The 24,365-nt window shown below is 36.7% G+C and carries 23 protein-coding genes; 12 read left to right on the top strand and 11 right to left on the bottom strand.

Annotated elements, in window-relative coordinates; translation table 11 throughout:
• Window positions 1-380: 380 nt before the first annotated feature.
• The 3 genes from rho to ABIB40_RS09815 all read left to right on the top strand — a co-directional run bounded on the left by rho (window position 381) and on the right by ABIB40_RS09815 (window position 3,856).
• Window positions 381-2,138 (top strand): transcription termination factor Rho, encoded by a 1,758-nt coding sequence (rho, locus tag ABIB40_RS09825; protein WP_354358498.1) that lies wholly within the window; start codon window positions 381-383, stop codon window positions 2,136-2,138.
• A 104-nt stretch (window positions 2,139-2,242) separates the two neighbouring features.
• Window positions 2,243-2,938, top strand: coding sequence for a CDP-alcohol phosphatidyltransferase family protein (locus ABIB40_RS09820; protein WP_354358496.1), 696 nt, complete (start codon window positions 2,243-2,245; stop codon window positions 2,936-2,938).
• Between the two features lie 21 nt (window positions 2,939-2,959).
• The gene (locus ABIB40_RS09815; protein ID WP_354358494.1) at window positions 2,960-3,856 is read left to right on the top strand and encodes a DUF6508 domain-containing protein; all 897 of its coding nucleotides are present in this window, start codon (window positions 2,960-2,962) and stop codon (window positions 3,854-3,856) included.
• A 1,005-nt stretch (window positions 3,857-4,861) separates the two neighbouring features.
• On the opposite strand, the gene folK is transcribed toward ABIB40_RS09815, so the two are convergent.
• Complete coding sequence (gene folK, locus ABIB40_RS09810; protein ID WP_354358492.1) at window positions 4,862-5,356, bottom strand: 2-amino-4-hydroxy-6-hydroxymethyldihydropteridine diphosphokinase; 495 nt, start codon at window positions 5,354-5,356, stop codon at window positions 4,862-4,864.
• Window positions 5,357-5,404: 48 nt separating this feature from the next.
• Here folK and sppA point away from each other — a divergent pair, with 48 nt between their 5' ends.
• Entirely contained in the window at window positions 5,405-7,171 is a 1,767-nt protein-coding gene (sppA, locus tag ABIB40_RS09805) for a signal peptide peptidase SppA (RefSeq protein WP_354358490.1), read from the top strand.
• 327 nt (window positions 7,172-7,498) lie between these two features.
• Here the strand turns inward: sppA and ABIB40_RS09800 are convergent, their stop codons facing one another.
• Window positions 7,499-8,149 carry a hypothetical protein gene (locus ABIB40_RS09800; RefSeq protein WP_354358488.1) on the bottom strand — a complete coding sequence of 217 codons (651 nt, stop codon included), beginning with the start codon at window positions 8,147-8,149 and terminating at the stop codon, window positions 7,499-7,501.
• A gap of 80 nt (window positions 8,150-8,229) precedes the next feature.
• Here ABIB40_RS09800 and ABIB40_RS09795 point away from each other — a divergent pair, with 80 nt between their 5' ends.
• From ABIB40_RS09795 to ABIB40_RS09770, 6 genes are read left to right on the top strand one after another with little or no spacing between them, the layout of a single operon-like run.
• Window positions 8,230-9,912, top strand: a complete 1,683-nt coding sequence (locus ABIB40_RS09795) for a helix-hairpin-helix domain-containing protein (RefSeq protein ID WP_354358486.1) — start codon at window positions 8,230-8,232, stop codon at window positions 9,910-9,912.
• Window positions 9,913-9,948: 36 nt separating this feature from the next.
• A complete protein-coding gene (gene rfaE1, locus ABIB40_RS09790) occupies window positions 9,949-10,935 on the top strand; it encodes a D-glycero-beta-D-manno-heptose-7-phosphate kinase (RefSeq protein WP_354358484.1) in 987 nt (328 codons plus the stop codon).
• A 5-nt stretch (window positions 10,936-10,940) separates the two neighbouring features.
• Window positions 10,941-11,495: a D-sedoheptulose 7-phosphate isomerase gene (gmhA, locus tag ABIB40_RS09785; RefSeq protein WP_354358483.1), complete on the top strand. Its 555-nt coding sequence runs from the start codon at window positions 10,941-10,943 to the stop codon at window positions 11,493-11,495.
• Window positions 11,496-11,499: 4 nt separating this feature from the next.
• Window positions 11,500-11,994, top strand: a complete 495-nt coding sequence (rfaE2, locus tag ABIB40_RS09780) for a D-glycero-beta-D-manno-heptose 1-phosphate adenylyltransferase (protein ID WP_354358482.1) — start codon at window positions 11,500-11,502, stop codon at window positions 11,992-11,994.
• A 15-nt stretch (window positions 11,995-12,009) separates the two neighbouring features.
• Window positions 12,010-12,990 (top strand): glycosyltransferase family 9 protein, encoded by a 981-nt coding sequence (locus ABIB40_RS09775; protein ID WP_354358480.1) that lies wholly within the window; start codon window positions 12,010-12,012, stop codon window positions 12,988-12,990.
• Window positions 12,991-12,995: 5 nt separating this feature from the next.
• A complete protein-coding gene (locus ABIB40_RS09770) occupies window positions 12,996-13,493 on the top strand; it encodes a SixA phosphatase family protein (protein ID WP_354358478.1) in 498 nt (165 codons plus the stop codon).
• An 82-nt stretch (window positions 13,494-13,575) separates the two neighbouring features.
• On the opposite strand, the gene ABIB40_RS09765 is transcribed toward ABIB40_RS09770, so the two are convergent.
• The 9 genes from ABIB40_RS09765 to ABIB40_RS09725 form a co-directional block, all read right to left on the bottom strand.
• Window positions 13,576-14,013 (bottom strand): ester cyclase, encoded by a 438-nt coding sequence (locus ABIB40_RS09765; RefSeq protein ID WP_354358476.1) that lies wholly within the window; start codon window positions 14,011-14,013, stop codon window positions 13,576-13,578.
• A gap of 188 nt (window positions 14,014-14,201) precedes the next feature.
• Window positions 14,202-14,780 (bottom strand): YdeI/OmpD-associated family protein, encoded by a 579-nt coding sequence (locus tag ABIB40_RS09760; RefSeq protein WP_354358474.1) that lies wholly within the window; start codon window positions 14,778-14,780, stop codon window positions 14,202-14,204.
• Between the two features lie 12 nt (window positions 14,781-14,792).
• Window positions 14,793-15,011, bottom strand: coding sequence for a hypothetical protein (locus ABIB40_RS09755; RefSeq protein WP_354358473.1), 219 nt, complete (start codon window positions 15,009-15,011; stop codon window positions 14,793-14,795).
• Between the two features lie 28 nt (window positions 15,012-15,039).
• Window positions 15,040-16,563, bottom strand: coding sequence for an AAA family ATPase (locus ABIB40_RS09750; protein ID WP_354358471.1), 1,524 nt, complete (start codon window positions 16,561-16,563; stop codon window positions 15,040-15,042).
• 11 nt (window positions 16,564-16,574) lie between these two features.
• Window positions 16,575-17,405 (bottom strand): ATP-binding cassette domain-containing protein, encoded by an 831-nt coding sequence (locus tag ABIB40_RS09745; RefSeq protein ID WP_354358469.1) that lies wholly within the window; start codon window positions 17,403-17,405, stop codon window positions 16,575-16,577.
• Window positions 17,406-17,408: 3 nt separating this feature from the next.
• Entirely contained in the window at window positions 17,409-18,179 is a 771-nt protein-coding gene (locus ABIB40_RS09740; RefSeq protein ID WP_354358467.1) for an ABC transporter permease, read from the bottom strand.
• A gap of 38 nt (window positions 18,180-18,217) precedes the next feature.
• Window positions 18,218-20,032: an OmpA family protein gene (locus ABIB40_RS09735; RefSeq protein WP_354358465.1), complete on the bottom strand. Its 1,815-nt coding sequence runs from the start codon at window positions 20,030-20,032 to the stop codon at window positions 18,218-18,220.
• Window positions 20,033-20,077: 45 nt separating this feature from the next.
• Window positions 20,078-21,199 (bottom strand): hypothetical protein, encoded by a 1,122-nt coding sequence (locus ABIB40_RS09730; protein WP_354358463.1) that lies wholly within the window; start codon window positions 21,197-21,199, stop codon window positions 20,078-20,080.
• Window positions 21,199-21,861 carry a hypothetical protein gene (locus ABIB40_RS09725; RefSeq protein ID WP_354358461.1) on the bottom strand — a complete coding sequence of 221 codons (663 nt, stop codon included), beginning with the start codon at window positions 21,859-21,861 and terminating at the stop codon, window positions 21,199-21,201. The genes ABIB40_RS09730 and ABIB40_RS09725 overlap by 1 nt, the downstream gene beginning before the upstream one ends.
• Window positions 21,862-22,703: 842 nt before the next feature.
• On the opposite strand from ABIB40_RS09725, the gene ABIB40_RS09720 reads away from it, so the two are divergent.
• Complete coding sequence (locus ABIB40_RS09720; protein ID WP_354358459.1) at window positions 22,704-22,961, top strand: hypothetical protein; 258 nt, start codon at window positions 22,704-22,706, stop codon at window positions 22,959-22,961.
• A gap of 379 nt (window positions 22,962-23,340) precedes the next feature.
• Complete coding sequence (locus ABIB40_RS09715; protein WP_354358457.1) at window positions 23,341-24,336, top strand: 2-hydroxyacid dehydrogenase; 996 nt, start codon at window positions 23,341-23,343, stop codon at window positions 24,334-24,336.
• Window positions 24,337-24,365 lie beyond the last annotated feature (29 nt).

Raw genomic sequence — 24,365 nt, 5'->3', positions numbered from 1 at the left:
TTTTAACAGAAAATTGGACTGATTTAAGACTTGGATTTAAAATAAAAATTAAATTAAATTAAATTTCTCTTGCAGATTACAATGTAAATACATAAAATTGCAGCATAATTCTCGGTAGAGTATCTGAATATCCCATAAAAACTTATCAAAACTATTTTTGTTATTCTTTTTTACGCATTAATTAATGCAGTTATTCAATATTAAAACCGTGCTAAATCTCTCGTAGTGCTGTTTGCCAAAAAGAATTTTAAATTTTTTTTTCCTTTAAATTTATCAGAAATCACCAAAATATCTAAAGTTAAATTCAGAACCAAAAAGAGTTCTAGGCTTACTTTATTGAAATAATTAGCACAAAAATTTCCTGAAATACACAACTTATAATGTTTAGCAAAACAGAACTAAATGATAAGCTTACCGCAGACTTACGGACGCTTGCAGAAAACTACGGCTTAGAAGGAGCCGATACTTTGAGAAAAATAGATCTTGTGGAAGCCTTGTTGCATCAACAAGAGTTAGCAAAAGGCTTATCCGACGGAGATGGTTCCGACAACCAGGCTGAAGCATTCACTGCGGTCGCTGCGAAACCGAAAACCACCAAAGTAACCAAAGCTAAAAAAATGGCTCAAGCCGCTGAAATAGCAGAAACTCCAGAAATAACTGATAGTGTAGGAAGCGTTGAAACCGCTGAAATAGCAGAAACCGACGGAGACAGAACCGTTAAGAAACGCGCAAGGGTTAAAAAAGACGCAGTTCCCAACAATGTAAATCCTAAAAAAGAATCTGTTACATTGTTCGACGAACCAAACACTCGCACAGCACCGGCTGAGCCAGAAACTCCTGCAAAAACTGAAGGTTTAAAACCTATTTCCGAGCTCATTGAAGAGAGTAAAGAAGTTCCTCAACCTAGGAACAAGCCGATTCAGAAAAATCCAAAAGAAAAAGCTCCTCGCGATGAAAATCGCCAAAAACACAACAGCAGCGACCATCATCAAAAAAATGAGAACAGCTATTCTAATTTAGATTTCGAAAACGTGATCACCAATGAAGGTGTGTTAGAAATTATGCCTGATGGCTATGGTTTTTTACGCTCTGCCGATTACAATTACCTCACTTCTCCAGATGATATTTACGTATCGCAATCGCAAATTAAATTGTTTGGTTTAAAAACAGGAGATACGGTTAACGGTAGCATCAGACCACCAAAAGAAGGAGAAAAATATTTTCCGTTGGTTAGGGTTGAAACCATTAATGGAAAATTACCGGCAGAGGTTAGAGACCGTGTTCCTTTCGATTACCTTACCCCTCTTTTTCCTACAGAACGCTTAAATCTATTTACCGACACCAATAATTTTTCTACTCGGATAATGGATTTATTTACCCCGATTGGTAAAGGACAACGTGGATTGATTGTTGCGCAGCCAAAAACTGGTAAAACCAATTTGTTAAAAGAAGTTGCGAATGCAATCGCCAAGAACCATCCAGAAGTTTATTTAATTATCCTTTTAATTGATGAGCGCCCAGAAGAGGTTACAGATATGGCCCGCAGTGTACGTGCAGAAGTAGTTGCATCTACCTTCGACGAACCTGCAGAACGCCATGTAAAAATTGCAAACATTGTATTAGAAAAAGCAAAACGCTTGGTAGAAAGCGGCCACGATGTGGTTATCTTGCTTGATTCTATCACCCGCTTGGCTCGTGCGTACAACACAACAGCGCCTGCCAGTGGTAAAATTCTATCTGGTGGTGTAGATGCCAACGCGTTACACAAACCAAAACGCTTTTTTGGTGCGGCCAGAAACATAGAAAACGGTGGATCGCTTACCATTTTAGCTACTGCATTAACAGATACAGGCTCTAAAATGGATGAGGTGATTTTCGAAGAGTTTAAAGGAACAGGAAATATGGAGCTGCAGTTAGATCGTAAATTATCAAACAAACGCATCTTCCCTGCCATAGACATTACCGCTTCTAGCACACGTAGAGATGATTTATTGCACGACAGAGATACGCTGCAAAGAGTTTGGATACTGCGCAACCACTTGGCAGATATGAATAGCCAAGAAGCTATGGAGTTTGTACAACGACAAATTAAGGGTACAAAAACCAACGAGGAGTTTTTGATTTCGATGAATAGTTAATTTAAGGCAAAAAGGTAAAAGGTTTGAGGCTAAAGGTTTCTGGTAGATTTTATAATCAACTGAACTTCAAAACCTCTAACCTCTAACCTCCAACCTCCAACCTTATGAAAAAACACATTCCAAATGCAATTACCTGTGCCAACCTTTTTTCTGGCTGTATAGGAATTGCTTTTGCATTTAAAGGAGAGTTGGGAGCGTTGCAAACGGCGGCCTATTTTGTTATCCTATCGGGGATATTCGATTTTTTTGATGGCATGACGGCTAGGTTATTAAAATCTAATTCCCTAATTGGCAAAGATTTAGATTCTTTGGCCGATGTGGTAAGTTTTGGCGTATTGCCCGGAGTTATCATGTTTCAGTTGTTAAAGCAAAGCGATTATAGTTCTGCATTCCTCCCCTATTTGGGCTTTTTGATTACCGTTTTCTCAGCCTTGCGATTGGCGAAATTTAACAACGACGAGCGACAAACAGAAGATTTCATTGGGTTAAACACGCCGATGAACACCTTTTTTATATGTTCGCTTCCTTTTATTGCCGTTGATTACCCATCTGTTATAGAGTCATCGTTATTGCTTATTGGCATTATTGCGGTAACATCTTACCTACTTGTTAGTGAGTTTAAGCTGTTTTCCCTTAAATTTAAGAGCTTGGCATGGTCTGCAAACAGTTTAAAATACATTTTCTTAATCTGCTCTATTGCGCTAATTGTTGCATTACAATTTGTAGCAATACCATTTGTACTGCTACTTTATCTAATTTTTTCGAGTATTTATTTTAGAAGAAAGCCTGCAGTTTCATAGCTTACGCATTTAGAATTAGAAATGACATTCCCATTAACTCTCGAAAATATTCTGCCTTATATATATTCCCTGCCTCGGGAAAGATTTAACCGTCTTTTTTCTATAATTAAAGAAATTGAAAAGGAGAGAAATTTTGGAGATATGCTTTTGGGCAAGATTGACAATATAACAATTTATGGTGGCTTCTCGGCATCTTCGGTGGTCACTAATTTTAGAGATTACTGCTACGATTTAAACTTAGTTATAAAATTTGACGATTGTTCCTCATGGAAGGAAGGTTCTGAATTTCTGAATAATGGTTGTCCCGATGTAGACGAGAAAGACATCCTCTATATTATTAAACTGCTAACATACGCAATTAGGCAAGATAAATCTGTCGATGGATCGCTAATAACCTTATTTAAAAATGGGTCAATCTTAGCTTTGTTGACAAGATTAAAAGATTTGGTCGAAACACAATCTCCTATGAAAAAAAACAATTGGAATAATTTAAAAAGCTCTCAATTAGGAAGATATGCAGAATATTTTGCTAAGATGGAATTTACTCAATATGGCTTTGACGTTTACACATCGGAAGTGGATGACAAGGGGATCGATTTCGTAATTGTAAAAAACGGTAAATATTATGAAATTCAGGTAAAGTCAGTATTGAAGTCACAATATGTTTTTATGCCAAAAAGTAAATTCGAATTGAAGCCAAATTTGTGTTTAGTTCTTGTCTTATTTGTTCAAGATGAATTGCCTGAAATTTATTTGATACCATCTCAAACTTGGTTAGCCCCAAATACCCTTTTTGTAGATCGTGACTATTTACCATCACAAAAGAGTAAACCGGAGTATGGTGTGCAGCTTTCAGCTAAAAATCGCACACTTTTGACTGAATACACATTTGAGCGAGTCTTGAATAACCTAACTTAACTCTTTCTAAAATTGCAGAAGCTTTTTCTACCGCAGTTGGATATAGATCGTTATCGTCGAAAGTTGCAAATGGTCTCGCCAATGCTGATTCTAGTAATCCAATATCCCGAACGCTCCTACTACCCAATGCCATAAAGTTAAGCTAAATTACTGTCAGTCTGAGGTTTAATATATTTCATATAAATCGATATAAATGACGTTTTTGGCTAAGCTTAAATGGCCAGCCCGGTGGAATCGGCCTAGCAGCAGTTTGGAGGAAAAAACGCCTGAAGCTGCTTGCAGAAGCCGGACATCTTTCAGCTACGAAGAGGATTCGCAGCCTTGCGAGGGAATAAGCCTAGGGAAAGGCCTCGAAGCATCGGTGTAAAACAGCTTGGCGAGTTTTTACCCAAAGATGTGCCAGCCTTGAGTTTTTGCTACTTTTTTTTCAAGAAAAAAGTAGGGCGCCCCTCCGGCTAGGAGAGCGTAAGGAAGAGTTGGCGGCCATTTTTTACAAGATTGAAGGAAGGAGTAATAAAAATGAGATATGATTTAATTAACTGATAATAAATAACTTATGTAATATCGTCAATGGTAGCTTGTCGAAGACCTCTTAATAGATCAAAAACCTAAAAAATAGTTGTCCTTCGACTACTTGTCCCGACCATTCGGGAAGCTCTGGATGACACCATTTCGTAAGCTTTTCTTTAACTTTATGACATTGTCCTGCTACCTCCAAATTTATCAATCAAAATATTGTGAATTACCTCAACTTCTCTAATGGAAATCATTGAGCCAGTTTATGAAGCAATTCGCTAAATTCAAACAGAATTTTTTTTGAAATTTGCAGACAAAGTAACGTTTAAAGACCTTTCTGACTGAACCTTTTTTATCAAATCTAAAATATCTACCAGTAGTTCTTCTGGAACTTGCTCCAAAGCCTTGCTAATTTCTTTTTTTGATTTCTACAGATGTCATGTTATCAAAGATAACGAATTTTCCCTAATGTGCTAATTTCTAAAAGGCTCATAACTTGTAAGCAGGTAGCGGATCTTTGCATTGCTTCCGCAAATCATCAATTGATAATTTTAACACGGGATGAATTACACCGCCGGCAATTTCGCTTAGCGGAACGAGCACAAAATTTCTAAACTGCATTTGTGGATGGGGTACTTGAAGTTTTATGCCTTCGTCGATAATTTCATCTCCGAAAAGCAAAAGATCAATATCTATCAACCGCTGTCCCCAATGCTCTTTTCTTACTCGACCCATCAATTTTTCTATAGCTAAAGCATCTTCCAACACTTCTAAAGGCGATAAGCTTGTCCTAATTTTTATCGCCATATTTAAAAATGCAGGTTGGTCTTCTTTACCCCAAGCAGCAGTTTGGTAAATAGATGATAGAGCAGAAATCTCCCCCACTCTTTCAGCCAAGAGCGCCATTGCTTCTTGCAAATGCGCTATCTTATTCCCTAGGTTACTGCCAAGTAACAAATAAACAGTATGGCACTCTAAATCCATATTAACTGCGTGTATTTTTATATCTTCGCAAGATAAAAAAAACAATAGATGAAAGAATTTTTTAAGTTTATGTTCGCCTCCATTTTGGGATTTTTTATCTCGCTCATACTGGTTGGAGTTGTTGTTTTTGCCATCGCCGCAGTAGCTATTTCATCTATAGACTCTGATAAAAAAGTAGAGGTTGGCAAAAATTCTGTGCTATATTTAAACTTAGACCAAGCCATTACAGAGCGTACGCCAAAAAATCCTTTCGAAGGGTTGCCTATTCTTGGTGGCGAAGGAAAAAGCGGCATCGGTTTAGGTGATTTTATCAAAGCGGTTGAAAGAGCAAAGACAGATGAAAACATTAAATGCATTTACTTGAATGTGAGCAGTCCAAATGCTGGAATGGCCACCTTAAGAGAAGTGAGAAATGCCTTAATCGACTTTAAAAAATCTGGTAAAAAAATATTGGCTTATAGCGAGGTTTACAGCCAAGGTGCTTATTATCTTGCCTCTGTGGCCGATAAAGTTTATCTAAACCCAGAGGGAGATTTAGAATTTAAAGGTTTTAATAGCCAACTTACCTTTTTTAAAGGCACGCTAGAAAAGCTAGGAATTGAAGCGCAAGTAATTAGGGTTGGAAATTATAAGAGTGCCGTAGAGCCTTTTATTTTGGATAAAATGAGTGACTATAACCGCAAACAAGTTACCGCTTATCTAAACGGATTGTACAACACTTTCTTGGGCGACATTTCTGCCTCGCGCCATGTTCAAAAAGATTCTTTATATAATATAGCCGACAAATTTAAAATTCGGGCACCGCAAGACGCCGTAAACTATAAATTGGTTGACGGTTTAGAATACAAAGACCAAGTGTTAGAAGAGTTGAAAAAATTATCTGGCAGAACCAAAGAAGAAAACGTTAAAAGCATCACTATCAACGATTACGCGAAGAACAATACTTCTAAAGGATCAGAAAAAAACGAAGTTGCAATCATTTACGCCAATGGCGATATTGTTGGCGGAGAAGGTTCTGACCAACAAATTGGGTCAGAACGGATTTCTAGAGCCATCCGTAAAGCAAGGTTAGATGACGATATTAAAGCAATAGTATTACGGGTTAATTCTGGAGGCGGAAGTGTTTTGGCATCTGATGTAATTTGGAGAGAAGTTGTGCTTGCTAAAAAAGAAAAACCCGTTGTCGCCTCTTTTGGAGACGTTGCCGCTTCCGGCGGATATTACATAGCCTGCGCTGCAGATAGTATCTTCGTTCAACCAAATACCATTACCGGGTCGATAGGCGTTTTTGGGATTATTCCAAATTTCCAAAATTTGTTGACCAACAAATTAGGTGTAACCTTTGATGGCGTAAAAACTGGCGAATATGCCGACATTATGTCGGTTAACAGACCAATGACCGCCGGCGAACACTTCATTATCCAAAGCCAACTAAATAGGGTTTACGCGGGCTTTGTGAAGCGAGTGGCCGATGGCCGCAAGAAAAGCAAAGGATATATAGACAGCATTGGTGGCGGCCATGTTTGGATTGGTACAGACGCCGTGCAAATTGGCCTAGCAGATAGAATAGGTAGTTTTAACGACGCGATTGTTGCCGCTGCTAAAAAAGCAAAAACAAAAGACTATAAAGTGGTAGAGTATCCAGAAGTGATAGACCCACTAAAATCTCTTATTTCAGAAGGTACAGACCGGATTAAAACCTATTACACCAAACAAGAATTGGGAGAAAATTATTCCATGTATAAGGAAATGAAAAAGGTATTGGGCATGACTGGCATACAAGCTAGAATGCCTTTTGCGGTAGAGGTTAAGTGATTTACAGTTTCATTCGGCCTTATCAAAAAAAGACCTCCGCTCTGTCTCACACTGTGCTAGCCGCACGGGCTTCAAACTTTTTTCTTGATAAAAAAGTTTACAAAAAATCAAGGCTGGCATCTCTTTGGGTAAAAATCCGCCAAGCTGTTTAATGTCGATGATTCGAGGCCCTTTCCCTCGCTCTTAACCCCGCCCACGGCTGCAAATCATTTTCGGAGCTGCAAAGTGTCCGGCTTCTGAGAGCAGCTTCAGGCATTTTTTCCTCCAAACTGCTGCTAGGCCTGAAGTAGCGAGATGGCTAAGCAAAGCGGCTATAGCGAGATAAATTTAGTTTTGGATGATAACTGGCTTCAATTCAATCTTCTTCCATTTTGGATTTGGACTTAAATAATCACTTTGGATTGGTTTGTTTGGCTGATGCACAGATATAGCGGTACTCCTCCCCCTCACAAATTCAAATCCAATACCAAGTGATGCATCATCATAAATGGTAATGGTATCTTGTTTTTCGTTTAAATATTTTGAAACTTTTTTCAAGCCTCCAAATTTTGCCTTTGTATCATCGAAAGTTCTATCCACACCAAAACCATCTTGTGTTTTAAATAAAATAGAGGTTGCGCGTATTTGCTTCACATCCTTACTGCTCATGGTGCTATCTTTATAAGAAGAAAAAATACAATACTCGCTTGTTTGAGTGGTTGTTGGGTCTTTAGTGTACCAAATTGCCCAAGCCTTTCCCATGGCTGCGTCGCCAGCATCGGCATTACCCAAAATGCGGTTAACCTTTTGTAAACTGTCGCCAACAGAAATTTGCCCAATCGACTTACCCGCTACCACAAGATATTTTTCGTCCAAAATTTTCCCAGGCCCATCGGCAACGGCTTTAATAGAGTCTTTACTGGTGTTTTCGTGTTTAGCAGAGTTGCAGGCACCAAGCGCTATCGCAGCAATAACGCATATATATTTTGAAACGTTCATACACGAATAACAAACGTATTCTCCTTTTGTGTGATACAAAATATTATCTCAGTAAAACTATTATTGTTAATTTTATCGCCATGGAGAACAAAACAATTGCCCGCTCGCTAAAACTACTTGCTCAACTTTTAGAGTTACACGGCGAAAATCCCTTCAAAATAAAGTCTATAGCAAATGCTTATTTCAAAATAGATAAACTGCCCTTTGCACTCGAAAATAAAACGTCAGAAGAAATAGAAGCCATACCTGGCATTGGAAAAAGTTTATCGGCGAAAATAACAGAACTCTTAAGCACCGGTCACCTACAAGAACTAGAAAATTTGCTTGCGCTAACACCCGAAGGCGTGATGGAAATGCTACAGATAAAAGGCATTGGACCAAAAAAAATAGCCATTATTTGGCATGTTTTGGGCATAGAAAACCTTGGCGAATTGTATTATGCCTGTAACGAAAATAGACTGATCGAAGCCAAGGGATTTGGATTAAAAACCCAAGAGGAAATTAAAAAGGCCATTGAATTTAAAATCGCCGCAAATGGCAAATTTCTATACGCACAGGTTAGCCACATCGTTGTCGATTTGCGCGCAAGCCTATCAGATTGGTTGGTTGGCGTTGATAAAAATGCACAATTGGGCGTTGTTGGGGAATATCGGCGCTGTTGCGAAATTGTTGATGAATTAGAAATTATAATTGGTGCCGAGCATTCAGAAAACTTAGCGCATTTGCTGCCAAATTTCGAGCAAATTTCATTTGTTCCCGATAATGATTTTTTTACAGCTACATCTCCAGCTGGATTAAAGATTAAGTTATACGTTGTAGAAAAAGCTGCTTTTTATTTAAACTATTTTAAATATACCGGCAATGCAGAACATGTTGAGCAAGTTTTAAAAATGGCCGGCGAGCAAAATTTCAACAGCGAAGAAGAAATTTATGAGCTTGCTAAGCTAGATTTTATTGTACCCGAATTACGAGAAAATTTGGACGAAATTGAACTTGCAAAAACTCAAAAACTTCCAAAATTAATTGAATATAAAGATTTAAGGGGAAGCCTGCACAATCACTCTACTTGGAGCGATGGCGTTCACACCTTAGAAGAAATGGCTGTGTTTTGCAAAGACAACCTAAAAATGGATTACTTCGGCATCTGCGACCACTCTAAAGTAGCCGTTTATGCAAAAGGTTTAAGCATAGAGCTGGTACTTGCACAACAAAAAGAGATAGATGAACTGAATAAAAAACTTTTGCCATTTAAAATTTTTAAAGGAATTGAAAGCGATATTTTAAATGACGGTTCATTAGATTATCCCGAAGAAATTTTGAAAACATTTGATTTTGTAGTGGCATCTGTACACAGCAACTGGCGCATGGACGAAGAAAAAGCTACAGCACGGCTAATTAAGGCCATAGAAAACCCTTACACCACCATTTTGGGCCACCCAACTGGTAGATTGTTGTTAAGCAGACCAGGTTATCCCATCGATTTTAAAAAAGTAATAGATGCCTGTGCAGCCAATAAAGTGGTGATAGAAATAAATGCCAATCCTTTAAGGTTAGATTTAGATTGGAGGTGGCACCGTTACGCATTAGAGAAAGGCGTTTTACTTTCCATCAATCCAGATGCACATCGTACCGAAGGTTTTTACGACATGAATTACGGTATACTCGCTGCAAGAAAAGGTGGGCTTAGTGCAGATAAGTGCTTAAATACTTTTTCGTCGGATGAGATTTCGAGCTACTTTCTAACTAAGAAAAACAATAATTAATCTTATAAAACCATTAACTGTATATTTGTTAAATAAATGAATAGGCTAGCAGAAAAGTTATTTAAAGCGAGTGCTAATGAACCTACACCGCAAGTATTAGTGATCGGTGATTTAATGCTTGATCATTACATATTTGGTAGCGCAAATAGACTATCTCCAGAAGCACCCGTTCCAATTGTAAATACAAGCAAGGAAACAAAAATTGTTGGCGGTGCGGCGAATGTTGCATGCAACCTTATTGCACTTAAAGCAAAAGTTTATTTAGCTGGAGTAGTTGGAAATGATATTTATGGAGCTGAAATAAAGACCATTTTAACTAAAAACCAGATAGACACTTCGCTAATAATTAAAGATGAAACCAGACAAACTACTGTTAAAACGCGTGTAGTTGCAGGCAACCATCAAATAGTTAGAATAGATCGAGAAGATACGCACCCAATAAGCGCGTTAACAGAAGAAAATTTTTTTTCTAACTTACTGCCATATATTAAACTTGTAGACATTGTAGTGCTTTCAGATTACAATAAAGGATTATTAATCCCCACCCTTTGCTTAAAAATAATTGAACACTGTAAGGAATTAGGGAAAAAAGTAATTGTAGATCCAAAAGGATTTGACTACACAAAATATAGTGGCGCTTTTATAATAAAACCAAATCGAAAAGAATTGGCAGAAGCGGCTAAAACAGAAAAAATAAATAATGATGCTGAGTTAGTTAATGTCGCAAATAAGGTCTTGGCACATACCAATGCAAACTATTTAATAGTTACACTTTCTGAAAGCGGAATTGCTATTGTTGCCGAAAACTATCATAAAATTATACCAATAGTAGCTAGAGAAGTTTTTGATGTTACGGGGGCGGGAGATACTGTAATTGCAACATTAGCTTATTGTATAGCAATAAACATGACTGTTGAAGAGGCTGCTAGAATTTCGAATTATGCAGCTTCTGTTGTGATTAAACATATAGGTAGCGCCACAACTACAGTAGAAGAAATTATTTCCGCCATAAAAGAAAATTAACCAATATGGTATTAGAAGAATTAAATCATCATAAAGAAACAATAAATAAGGTTATTGCAACACTTGTTCCTGTTATAGAAGATGCTTGTGTTATGATAACCGAAACCTTAATGGCTGGCGGTAAAATTTTATTGGCTGGTAATGGAGGAAGTGCTGCTGATGCACAACATATAGCTGCAGAACTAACCGGTAGATATGTAAAAGAACGTAAAGCCTTACCTGCTATTGCGTTAACCGTAGATACATCTGCATTAACTGCAATTAGCAATGATTACGGTTACGATAGGGTTTTTGAAAGACAAGTAGAGGCATTGGCACATCCCTCTGACTTATTTATAGGAATTTCTACCAGCGGAAATAGCACTAACATTTTAAAAGCGTTAATAAGCGCTAAAGCTATAGGATGCAAAACAATTGGCCTATCGGGAAAAGATGGTGGACAAATGAACGACCTGTGCGACATTAATATTGTAGTACCAGATGATGTTACGGCCAGAATTCAAGAAATGCACATCGTTATTGGCCATATTTTTTGTAAGGCGGTAGACGAGTTATATTAAAAACATGACAGATAAAAAAGCATCCATAGCGCTGAAGGTTTTCTCAAAAGAAAGTTTACTTGACCAAGTAAAAATCTGGAAAAAAGAAGGCAAAAAGATTGTTTTTACCAATGGCTGTTTTGACCTTATCCACCCCGGTCATGTGGCTTATTTACATGAAGCTGCAACTTTAGGCGATGTACTAGTTGTGGGTTTAAATAACGATTCTTCTGTTAAAAAAATAAAAGGAGAAGAAAGGCCTATTAACAATGAATTTAGTCGATTGCAGCTTTTGGCTGCAATGTTTTTTATAGATGCAGTTGTATTATTTAATGAAGAAACACCATTTGAGCTCATTGAACTTGTTAAGCCAGACGTACTTGTTAAAGGGGGTGATTATACTATAGAAAATATTGTTGGCGCTGCTGAAACCATAAAACGAGGTGGCGAAGTGAAAGTACTAGATTTTTTACCTGGCTATTCTTCTACCAAGATCATAGAAAAAATTAAAAAGCTGTAAACAATTCCTATTATTTTGAAAGAACCATCAAAAATACTTGTTATCAGATTCAGCTCCATTGGCGATATCATTTACACAACACCAGTTGTACGCTGTTTAAAGAATAGATTTCCTGATGCTGAAATTCATTTTCTAACCAAATCAGCATTTAAGTACATATACCAAAATAATCCATACTTAACCAAACTTCATCTATTAGAGCCAAAACTTAGGGATACTATAAAAGCTATAAAGGCCGAGGATTTTGACCTTATTGTAGATCTTCATAACAACCTACGCACTTCAATAATCAAGTTTGCGCTCCAAATTCCGGCGTTAACCTATAAAAAAGAAAGAATAAAAAAGTGGTTGGCATTAAAATTTAAGTGGACTAAACTAATCCCTAACAAACACCTTGTAGATAGATACTTAGAGGCTGTTAAACCTATTGGGGTTGTAAATGATGGGAAACCTGTAGATTATTTTTTTGCAGAATCGTACCAACTAGATCAATACTTGCCTCTGTCTCATCAATCGGGATTTGTGGCCTTTATTATTGGTGCAACACACAATACAAAACGACTACCAAATCATAAAATAATCGAAATTTGTAAAGGAATTCTGCAACCGATTGTTTTAATTGGCGGAAGTGACGTAAAAGTAAATGGGGATTTAATTAAAGATGCCATTGGCGAGAAAATTGTAAATTTGTGCGGTACAATTAACCTAGATAAATCTATTTTTATCTTATCAAAATCTCTTAAAGTAATAGGTTTTGATACAGGATTAACACATATTTCTGGCGCATTTAATAAACCTTTAGTTTCTATTTGGGGAGGCACAACGCCAGAATTGCTAGGTGTACAACCTTATCATATTTCAAATTCATATATGGTTGGCGTCGATTTACCTTGTAGACCTTGTTCTAAATTTGGGCTCGAAAAGTGTCCATTGGGGCATTTTAAGTGTATGGAAAACATTCCGTCTGATTTGGTTGTTAATTATATCAATTCTTAAGCGATATGAAGCAACTCCTTATGGTTCGACATGGAAAATCTGATTGGGGAAATGTAGATTTGGCAGATTTCGATAGACCTCTAAACAGTAGAGGTAAAAAAAATGCCTCAGAGATGGCAGCGCGACTTTTAAAGCAAGGGTTCAACTTCGATTTAATGGTAAGCAGCCCAGCTAAAAGGGCAAAATCTACTGCAAAACGTTTCGCAAAAGTTTTTAAATATGGCGATATTACTTACGAACCTTCTATTTATGAAGCTGGAACAAGTAATTTGTTGCTAGTAGTAAATAAACTAGACAATCAATTTCAGAAAGTGATTCTGTTCGGTCATAACCCAGGTTTTACAGATTTTGCCAACCAATTAACCAACGCAGATATTTACAACCTGCCAACTGCGGGCATCGTGGTGATTACCTTCCCTTTCGATAATTGGAAGATGGTTAGCATGGGCACTGGAGAACTCGCGCTTTTCGATTACCCTAAAAATGAGGGAGATGGAGATTAGTACTTTTAACTAGAACCACTACATAGTTAATTGCAAAGCTCCAGCTTATCGTAGTGCTTGGTCAGCAATGCTTTTCTTAAAGTTAACTATTTCTTTGTAATTGCTTCTCAAAACCGAGTCTGTCGATTTGAATCCAATACTCTACAATTTTGGAGTTTTCTAATCTATAAACTGCACTTGCTATCTCTGTTAATTCTGCTCCGGTTGGTTTAAAACCCTCAATTACAGCAAGATGTTTCCCCTTCTGGATCCAGCGTGCGTATACTTTGTCTTCTTCTGCAATAAGCGCTGTAATTTCAAAGGAAAACTTACCAAACATTTCCAAAAATTCTTGCACATGCTCCTTATAATCTTGGGGTGTTCTTTTTACTTCACTTTGGTTCTCCGAATTCATTTGATGCGCAACTACTACGTCTGATAGATAATAGCTAACATTCTCGAGAACTCTACCAGAGCGCACCGTCTCTAAAAACAGTTTTACTATTTCCTTGTTATTTTGGGTTAAATTATCTTTTTCCATGTACTGTTAATGTTTTGGGTAAATAAATACTGCGTTAAATCAATCTGCTATTAGCTAGACTTTATCTTTAAACTCGCAATCATATTTTCGTGTAAAAATAAGATTACAGTGCCTGACATTACCGCTAATCTTAATAAAGAGCGCCAGCTCAAATTTAACAAAAAATATTTCTGTAAAGAACGTCACCTCTAATCGTCTAACCCTTTGCCCTCAAGTATTTTTTGCAGGTACTTTTCTATTCTTTCGTTCCTTGTTTTTGATTGCTTGGCTGATGAGAAATATAGTAAATAGCCTCTTTGCCTACCAGGTGTTAATTTTTTGAACGCTGTTGTTAATCCACTTATTTCATCTAAAGCTGTCTGAAATTCTTCTGGAATTTTATATTCAGTCGTTTTTTTCATTTCAATTTTAGCTCCTGACTTCTCCACTTCGATGGCATTTTCTATGTAGGATTTTATAACCGCCCTTTGTTCTATAATTTCATCAAGGTTGGTAAATCTAATCTGTCTTGCCGATTGTACATTTTCTGTTTGTTGCACCAAAATATTTTTTGGGTCATTCATAATTGCACCTTTCATAAATAACAAAGCACAATAATCTTTAAAGCCGTGAATTAAAACCGCATTATTTTTGTTATAAGTATAACAAGGACAACCCCATTTTAATTCTTCTGCCAAATTGCAGGAAAGCACAATAGCTCTTAACTCTTGGTAGGCATCTTGCCATTTTGTCGATTTCTCGAAAAACCAATTTACTGTCGGATTCATGTTGTTAGCTTTTTAATTTAAAGAAATTAGTCTTCCATTTGCAGGTCGTAAATACCAAGAAACAATTGCTAAACTTGCAATCATTAGTGGCACAATAATATGGAATGCAGCATCATTAACAGCAATACGGGAAATAGAGACACCTGTCATCGTAAAAAACATATCTGCATAAGCCCACTCTTTCAATAAGGCAAATTTGCGCATGAGTATGGCGATGATTGCAAAATCCATCCCAATTTAGAAAGTTCTGATTGCTAATTTATTTTTCTTCCTCTCTAGAAAAATAAACTCTTTCTTCGGTTTCTTTAGGTTCTGGCACATCTTCTTCGGTGAGTGCTTTTAAAACCTCGGGAGTAATTCTCTTTAATTTGATTATCCTATTTGCTTGGTTTTGAACACATTTTTCAAAGAGGTTTCTAACAACCCTCGCATTGCCAAAGCCTTCATCTCTTTTTGCATATAGCATTTCAAAAGTGTCTACAAGTTTTTCTTGCGCAGTTTGGGAAATGATAAAATCAGAATCTTTACAAAACTTTTCGAAAATTTGAAATAATTCATCTGGGCTGAAATGCTTAAAAGAAAAATAGCGATTGAACCTCGAATTTAATCCTGGATTGGATTCTATAAAAATTTTCATTGGTTCAGTATAGCCAGCAACAACAACCGCCAAATCGTCTCTTTGATCCTCCATTCTTTTAAGCAATATGCTTACCGCTTCTGCGCCATAATCATTCCCAAAAGAATTTTGTGTAAGCGCATAAGCCTCATCAATAAACAACACACCGCCAATACTTTGGGCTATTATTTTATCCACTTTTGCGGCGGTCTGACCAACATATCCGGCTATGAGGCCTTCCCTATCGGTTTCGCAAAGTTGGCCTTTGGAGAGAAATCCCAAATGTTTAAAAATTCTGCTCAATAACCTAGCAACGGTGGTTTTTCCAGTTCCTGGAGGTCCTAAAAAAACGGTATGTAAAGATATTTCGATATTCTTTAACCCCTTCTTACTTCTTTTCTTCTGTACTTCTAATAAGTTTATAAGCTCGGCTATATCTTTTTTTACGTTCTCCAAGCCAATGAGTTCGTTAAGTTCCTTCATTACCTTTTCTAAGGTATCGTTATCTGGGAGCACACTACGATTTTTATTCTCGACTTTTTTTGGATCAAACTCTAAAAAACGATCCAATGCTATTGCGTCTGAAAAATCTAAGTTAAAGGCAAACTTTAAAAATGTTTGAATATGATTTGAAGCAATGCTAAGTCTTTTATCCTCTTTGTTCACCAAAGTAGACAAAGTAAAATAGTGGCTTTTGCTATTGTTTATCGACGAGTAAATATTTTCCTTTTTAATTTTATTTAAATGAGCGAAAAACTCTTCGCTAGAAATTAAGTTATTTAAAGCAACAATGCCCTTTGCATCTGCAAATTGATTGTTTCTAAGTGCATCATAATAATACGCTAAAACAAACCTCGATAATGCAGTTTCTTTATTCTCGTTTTTCTGATAAGCAGTTATTAGATCAGAAATAAAAAAATGTTCCGCTTTTAAAAGCAAACTATTGGCGCTATTAGTGTTCAGCTCGGCATTTATACTGCGAACAAAATCATCATCTCGATTTAATATGGCGCAGAGTGACAACATGTTTTTGGTTTCTTGCTCAAGAACATGAATAAACTCAGCAGTAATGACCATTTTATCAGCCGTAGTTTCTACAGGTGTTAAGTAATCTTTTATAGATACGAACGAGTTTTCTATGAATGAAATCGGGTCTTGTTTTTTCAACTTTTCTAATTTTAAGAAATCATCATTTGATGGATAATTTCTTTAGATAACTTAATCTGTTCCGCGCCATAGGTTTGCCAAGCAACACCCAAATCTCTTAAATCATACTTGGCCACAATTGTACCATAGTTTTGAAGAACTCCATCTATTGTTGGATATCCAATTACATAAATGGTTTGAGCGAGTTCGATGGCCAACTCTATATCATGAGTTGAAAAAATAACCGTATTAAATTCTGATGTGCTACTCAATAAGTCGAAAGACTTCTTTACCTCTTCAATATTCCCTACATCTAATCCAGAGAATGGCTCATCCATTACAATAAACTGGTCTGACGAAAAGAGCTGTTCTATAATGGCTGTTCTTTGTCTTTGTCCACCAGAAAGTTCATTTGGATATTTATCACCACAATTGTCTAAACCCCATTTGGTAATATAGTCTGCTATTTTAGCTTGCTTCTCTACTTCTGAAAGCTCTGTTTTTCTGAGCGCAAATTTTAAAGTTTCACGAACCGTTTTGTGCCTAAACAACGTGTATTTCTGATCTACGAACCCGATGTTTCCTTCCTTAACCACCTTTGCAACGTTTGCATCAGGTGAATCAAAATCTTTAATAAGAATTTTACCGGTTTTTGCAGTTACCAAACCCGTAATTGCCTTAAAGAACGTAGATTTCCCTCTACCTGATCGGCCAACAAAAGCAACCACTTGCCCTGTGTTTTCAAAACCTTCGCGCACCACATCCTTTTCTGTTAGTGTAATATCCTTAATAATGATATGGTCATCATAAGCTACGCTAAGATTCTCAACGTATAAAAGGGTTTCTTTGTAATGATGTTTCATGCCTTAAATTTTTGAGTATCTAAACAGGGCCTTTCTTAAAAAATTTATTCCGGCATCTAATGCAAGCCCAATAAATAAAATAATTATTTGTAGCGCGATAATACGGCCATAATTCATAAACTTATCAGAATTTTTTATTAAAAATCCCAATCCTCCAGATGCCACCACGATAGATTCTACTGTTACCAGCATCATCCAAGCAATCGCAAGGTTTTGCCTAATTACATCAATAACATAATCTATCCTACCGAGTACGATAACCTGCCACAACACTTCCCATCTGCTACATTTAAGGGTTTTCGCATGGTCAAATTCTTCCTCTGGTATGTCTCTAATTACAGAGATAAGAGAGGTGGTTAGAAAAGTAGTTAAGAAGATAATCAAAATCCATATCTGCATATTTCTTGCATCCTTAATCAGCATCGCCACATAAAATGATAGACCAGTAAAAGGTAGAAACCGAAATTTGGTTATGGTAACCGATAAAGGTTTAAGCAACGGAATTGGCCAAGAATATGCTAAAAGCATAGAAATAATAATTGCCGAGGAAATGGAGATGAAGCACAAAATTAGGGAGTTGAGTATATGAACTACCAAACCCTCACGATAAAGTGCTTGAAAACCATCTAGTACTTGTGCTGGCGACGGAAACAAATGTTTAGTTCCAGATGTGCCAATAAACCAAATCGCAACTATAAATACAATCCACGAAAGTAGGATTATGGTTTTATTGGTTTCTGAAATCCTCTCAAAAGGAGTTAAAATTTTTATCATAATATTAAAAAAGGCTATCGGTCAGATAGCCTTTAGATTTATTTTAGTAGAGAAATAACCACTCGTCTGTTTAACGCTCGACCCGCTGCTGTGGCATTTGTAGCAACAGGTTCGCTTTGTCCCTTACCATCAATCAATTGGAAACGGTTAGCCGGAATACCTTTGTTTTTTAAATAATCTACCACAGCTTGTGCCCTACTTTTAGAAAGTGCCAGATTGCTATTTGCATTACCGGCATTATCTGTATGACCCACAACAGTTAGTTTAGTATTTTCTGCTTGAACCAATAAATTATAGATTTTTTCTACCTCTCTACTAGAAGAGTTAGAAATTTCTGCACTACCGGTGTTAAAATTGATTTTCCACTCTGCAGATGCGATAACTTGTGTTGCCTCATTAGAATAATCTGCCTTATCTGCAGATGAAGACTCAATATCATTAATATTCTTCAAGTAGAACAGATTAACAGCTTGATCATACGGAACTACCGCACCGACATTTTCATTAAAGCCAAAAGGGTTTAAGTCTTTTAAGTAGCCAGAAACTTGATTGTAAACAGATTTGTATCTATTTACACCATCAGACAAACCAAAATACTGCATTGCATCTGCGTAATTAAATACTTTAGAACCACCTACGTGATAGGTCAAACCATCTTTGGTTTCAGTTTGTCCCTTAAACATTTTATACCAATAATCTGGAGTTTCTATTTTATAGGTATCTGCTACCGCTCCTGATGCTCTAACCTTCCAGTCTTCATAATTTTTCATTTGGTTAGATGCCTGTAACGCAGATTTTAAAATATTAGATACAATTTCTGGATTCTTAGCAGCCCATTCCTTAACACCAATAATTGCGGTAGGCATTTGATTATTAAATTCTTTGGTAGAAACAATATCCGTAAAACCAGATAATTTATCGAATACCAACTTATCTCCGGGAGTCCAAGTTGCGCAACCATCTATTTTTCTACTTACAGACTTACCTGTCAACTTCCCATTTATCACTTCTTTTAAAGAAACTGTAAAACCGGCTGTCTGAGATTTAATAAGCTCTTCTGCAGATTTGATGTAATCGTCATTTTCTGACGGATAGATATTTACTGCATCAGCATCGTAAGTTGTAGGGTCTGGATTTACTTTTAAACCGTTTGCAAAACAATAGTTAACAGTCGTAACCCAATCCCCATCTCCTAATACCGCAGAAATTACAGCGCCTTTCATAGATTTTGGATCAGATTTCCAGCTCGGTGGGCCAATTAATTTATCTTCACCGTTACTTATTCCTATTGCACCCATTACCTGTAAATGGTATTTGTCTTTCCCGTATTTCTCGTCTAAAGATTTTTGCACAGAGCTAATGTAAAACGGCGCACCATCACCCATTATCATTACTGCAAATATGCTTTTATCAGAACTCGGAAAAGCTTCCCCTTTATCAAACTCTTCTATAAACTTCATTTGCATGTTGCGCAATTCCGATAACCAATCTTGGCGAATAATTTCTAAATGCACTCCGTTTTTTTCCATTAAAGAGCCTTTAGTAGTCATCGGGCCACCATTGGCCACTATTATTCCCGATTGAGAGTTCCACGCATATCCGCCAATTCTTACAAGTGGTTTATCACTTACAACGCTAGAGACCGTTTTAGAAGGCAGTGGAACTTTTGCTGCATTGGTAACGTTATTTACATCAGTGCTGCTTACATCCATGCCTGCCAACTGCTTAGAAACAGATGTTCTTATCCCGGGCGATATATAATATATTCCTGCTAGAATAGCTGCAATTACACCTACAACGATTAGTAGTTCTGAAAAAGTCGTTAACTTTTGTGTTCTTAATATTTTTCCCATGTTAATATGTTTGCGTTAAAAAATTTTTGTACTTAATATATGTGTTTAGAAAATTTCTCCAAATCCTCCATTATTTAATTTTTCTTCTTTTGTGAGTTTATAGTTTGGATTGCTATATTTTGTTGAATCTGGTATTACGCTTTCGCCAGTTTTAATCTTATCTGCTAATGAATCTAATCTAGAATATAATTCATCATTGTCTACAGAGTACTTAGAGGTTAATGCATCAATATCAATCAAATTTTCTGATGTTTTTGCTATATCTAGCGCAATAGTTGAGGTTACTACTTCAAGCGCATATTCCAACTCCCAATCCTTGGTAAACATCATGGCACTTTTTGCACTTTCTGTAGCTTCTTTTGCATTTTTAGCAAATTCATACTCTTTCTGAAGCATTTTTATGGTCACATCGAAATCATCGATTTTTATATCGATAGCAGTTCCAGCTAGTGTAAGTTTCCTATCCATCTTGCCTAAAATATTAGCTCTTACGCCATATTTTTGAATAAAGTTTTTACTCTGCTCATACTGTGTAGATATTCTTTGCGAATCGCTAAGTTTCCTAGCCAATTGACTTTGCAAGGTTACATAATCGTCTGTATCTTTCGCCGCAACACCACCTTGCCGAACCATTTCATCCATCGCCGATTTTAATTTTTCCGCTTGTCTTCTAAGGCTTAAAACATCTTCCTCGAAAACCTTGGCTTCCTTCTCCGACTTATTAGCCTCAATTTCCATTTCATTTTTTAGGCCTTTTAATTTTGCTTTAGTGTTTTTAAAAACCTCCCGGTTTTTAATCATCTTCTCTTTTTGTTCATTCAGTTCATTAAATGGATTGCTCTGAATTAATGCCTTATGAATATTTCTGGTGGCAAAACGCAGCGCTTTCATAATAACCGGAAGCATCATTACCAAAAAAACCAAAAATACACCTGTTGCAGAAATAGCAATGGCTTGGCCCAGCATGGTAAAAAGCGGCGGTATAATGTACGTCCAAAGCAGGTATCCACCCGCTCCTAAAAGACCGAGCGCTAATGCCCAATACAATCCTTTTTCACCTTTTTTTAAAGCTCCTGCTTTTAAGGCTATCTCTCCTTTAGACTCATCAAAGTGTTTTAAAATTGGAAGCGATAGCAGCGTACTTTTTTCTTGATCGTATTTGTCCATTATAAATATTGATTTACCCCAGTTACAACTGTGTTTATAGATTCTAGAATTTTAGTTTTCGCCGTATTATTAGCTTCTATTTTTAATTGAATTTCAGAATACTGCTCTCTTGTTCCTTCGTCAACCTGAGCTAACTGGTCCTTTTTATCTGCTAATTCTTTTTGAAGCTGCTGCATTTTAACTTCTAAATCTGCTACCGACTTAGAAAGCTCTTTCTTTTGGCCCGATAAGTTAGCATCTAAAGTTGATTTTTTTGATTTCCCACTAGCATCAAAATTGGCATGTACTTTCTCTATTTCAGAAATGTAATACTTTGCTTTTTCTAATATGGCCTCTTTAGTTATGTTTGGGCTTATTGTTTTGCCCATTGTAAAAGCCATTTTGTAGCTCTGGGGGTTTGTTACACCAACCGCCATTACAGATTTGTATAGTTCAAAAAAATCAAATCCCTGTGCATTAAGCGATTCAAATCCTTTTTCATAAACAGCGATAACGTCGGTAAGGAAAGGATTTACTAAAGATGGCTCTGTAAAATACTCTTGCTGTTGGTCTGGGAATTTATTCTCTAAATCTTTAACAACAGGCACCGGAGCTTCGTTTTTTTTATCTGTAAGCTCTTCGTTAACGAAAAGACCTTTCCAATTAAATGATTCTTTTGCCATAGTTTTTATATAATCTCTAGTTGAGATTTAATTATAGTTTTACCGTGCGATAAAATTAAAAAAAAAGATGACATTTTTCTAATAAAACCATTAAGCATCGTCTATAATATTTGATAATTAATCTAACTAGCAACTTCTGGAGAAGAAAATGAATGGTCAAATTTGAGTTTTTGAAGGTTATCTATCTATAAATCGAATTATCGGAGGTCTTATTCATACCGATACTTTCTAGATAAGGGCTGCGTTCTTTTTTGTAGCTGTTCAGCATATTTAAATTCAGACCCAAATACCATGGATTTTTAGTGGGTCAGAAGTTTTTGTCCGCCAGTCTTGAGGGCCAATTTTACGTTCCTCTTGTCGCCGCAGGGTATTGTCTAAGTAGACCCCAAAAAAGGGATAATTCGTCCAAACATTTTTAGGAGTCGAATTGCTCAATGAGGGATTCTCCGCACCTGTTTAACACATGTATTGAAAGCTTCATAAGAGGTAAATTGCTGATGAATAGCAGCAGTTCTAGATTTTGCAAATAAATCTAAATAAATGACGCCGAAGCAGATCTACCGGCGCATTGGTGGCGGAGAGTCTATTTTTAGCCTTATGGAAACACTTTGTTTTCAAACTTTCCGCTCTGACCCCAAAAGTAGAGCTTCGGGGGTATTCCTTGAATAAAATAACTGCTCCCTTCCGTAGAAACCATGTTTTAAACATTTCAAAACGTTAGGGACGCCAAAAGAATTCCACATAAAAATCCAAAATAGTTGTTCTAAAAAATTATTTATAATCGGGCGGCAAAAACGATAACTTTACTGCGAAAAACATTGCTTACCAGAAGCTTATTCATTATGAAGTTCTTTACGTTATTTATCGCCTGTTTCGCAGCGTTATCGCTGTTGCCCTTATTTTGGACTCACTTTCAATTTACAGAACTCGGCTATCCGTTTTCGTTTACTCAAAAAAATTCAATGATAGGAGAATCTGGTAGCGGACTTACCATTTCGTTTATTCCCATAAATTTATTCTACGATTTACTAGTAGCTTTTTTGGTATGCTCTGTAATTGTTTTCGCGAAGCACTACATTAACAAGGCACGCAGAAATTAAGATTTCTTTATTTTGCTTTCTGCATAAAGTATGGGTGTTCGTTTCGAGGCAACGGAAATATTATGCTGTCTATCAAGCATTTTAAAAATCTCTGCAAGTTTTAATTTTCTTTTATTGCAGTAAACCCAAGTAACCTAAACCCGGGCGTAGCGATAGCCCGCAGCCCGCTTTTTTGCGGGCTTGCGGCTTTAGCGAAGCACGGGACTGGCTTTACAAAAGAACTTCTGCCAAACCTTTTCTAAAAATAGCCACTATAACTCCAGCTTGCGAAACTGATATGAATCACTTTTCTTAATGACCGCAGGTATTAGAATAAACGAACCCACTACCTACTTTTGGTATTTAATTTGGACAACAAACTTATAGCGTTAAAATTTTTATGAAAGCGATAGTTTACAGCACACAACTTTTTGAAAAAGAATACTTGGCAAAAGCCAACGGTAAAAAACATGACATTACATTAATATCCAATCCATTGAGCCTAGATACTGCAAGTTTTGCAGAAGGTAAAGATGCTGTTGTTGTATTTACAAACGACGATGTCTCTGCATCTGTTATCGAAAAATTAAAGCGTTATTCTGTTCGTTATATCGCCACGCGTTCTGTAGGCACAGATCATATTGATAAAGTTGCGGCTGAAGCGGCCAAAATTAAAGTGGCAAATATTCCGGCCTACTCCCCAGAAAGTATTGCCGAGCATGCCGTGGGCTTAATTTTAGCTTTAAATAGAAATTTACTGCACGCAGCCGCACATGCAAAAAACTTCGATTTTAGGTTAGATGGCTTATTGGGTTTTACACTTAAAGGTAAAGTTGTTGGCCTGGTTGGACTAGGAAATATTGCGCTAGCATTGGCAACTATATTAAAGGGTTTTGGTTGCAAACTTATTGCATACGATCCTTTCCAAAAGCATTTTCCTGAAGATATTAATAAGGTAAGTTTAACAGAATTATATCGCGAAGCAGATATCATTTCGCTACATGCCCCTTTAACAGAAAAGACAAAACATATGATCAATACCAAAAGTTTGAGCTTGATGAAAAGTACGGCAATGCTCATAAATACAGCTCGTGGAGCGCTGATAGATACAAATGCTTTGTTACATGCTCTTGAAAACCATACGTTGGGTTATTATGGAGCAGACGTTTTTGAATATGAGAAAGGATTGTTTTTCGAAGATCATCATAAAGATAAAGTGAAAGATGCGCTTTTGACTCGCTTGCTCGCTCAGCCGAATGTGCTTATTACTCCGCATCAAGGTTTTCTTACACAAGAAGCCTTGCAAGAAATTGCATCAGAAACCATCCACAATCTAGACCAATGGCAAGCCGCCGACCAGCTTATTAATGGAACAAAAATTAAAGCAAACATTTGATGATTCTTTAGAAAGAAAGCGACAACAAT

Source organism: Pedobacter sp. UYP30, assembly GCF_040547165.1.
Lineage (GTDB): Bacteria > Bacteroidota > Bacteroidia > Sphingobacteriales > Sphingobacteriaceae > Pedobacter.
Note: the sequence above shows the minus strand (reverse complement) of the source record. Positions and strands in the feature narration are given on the sequence as shown.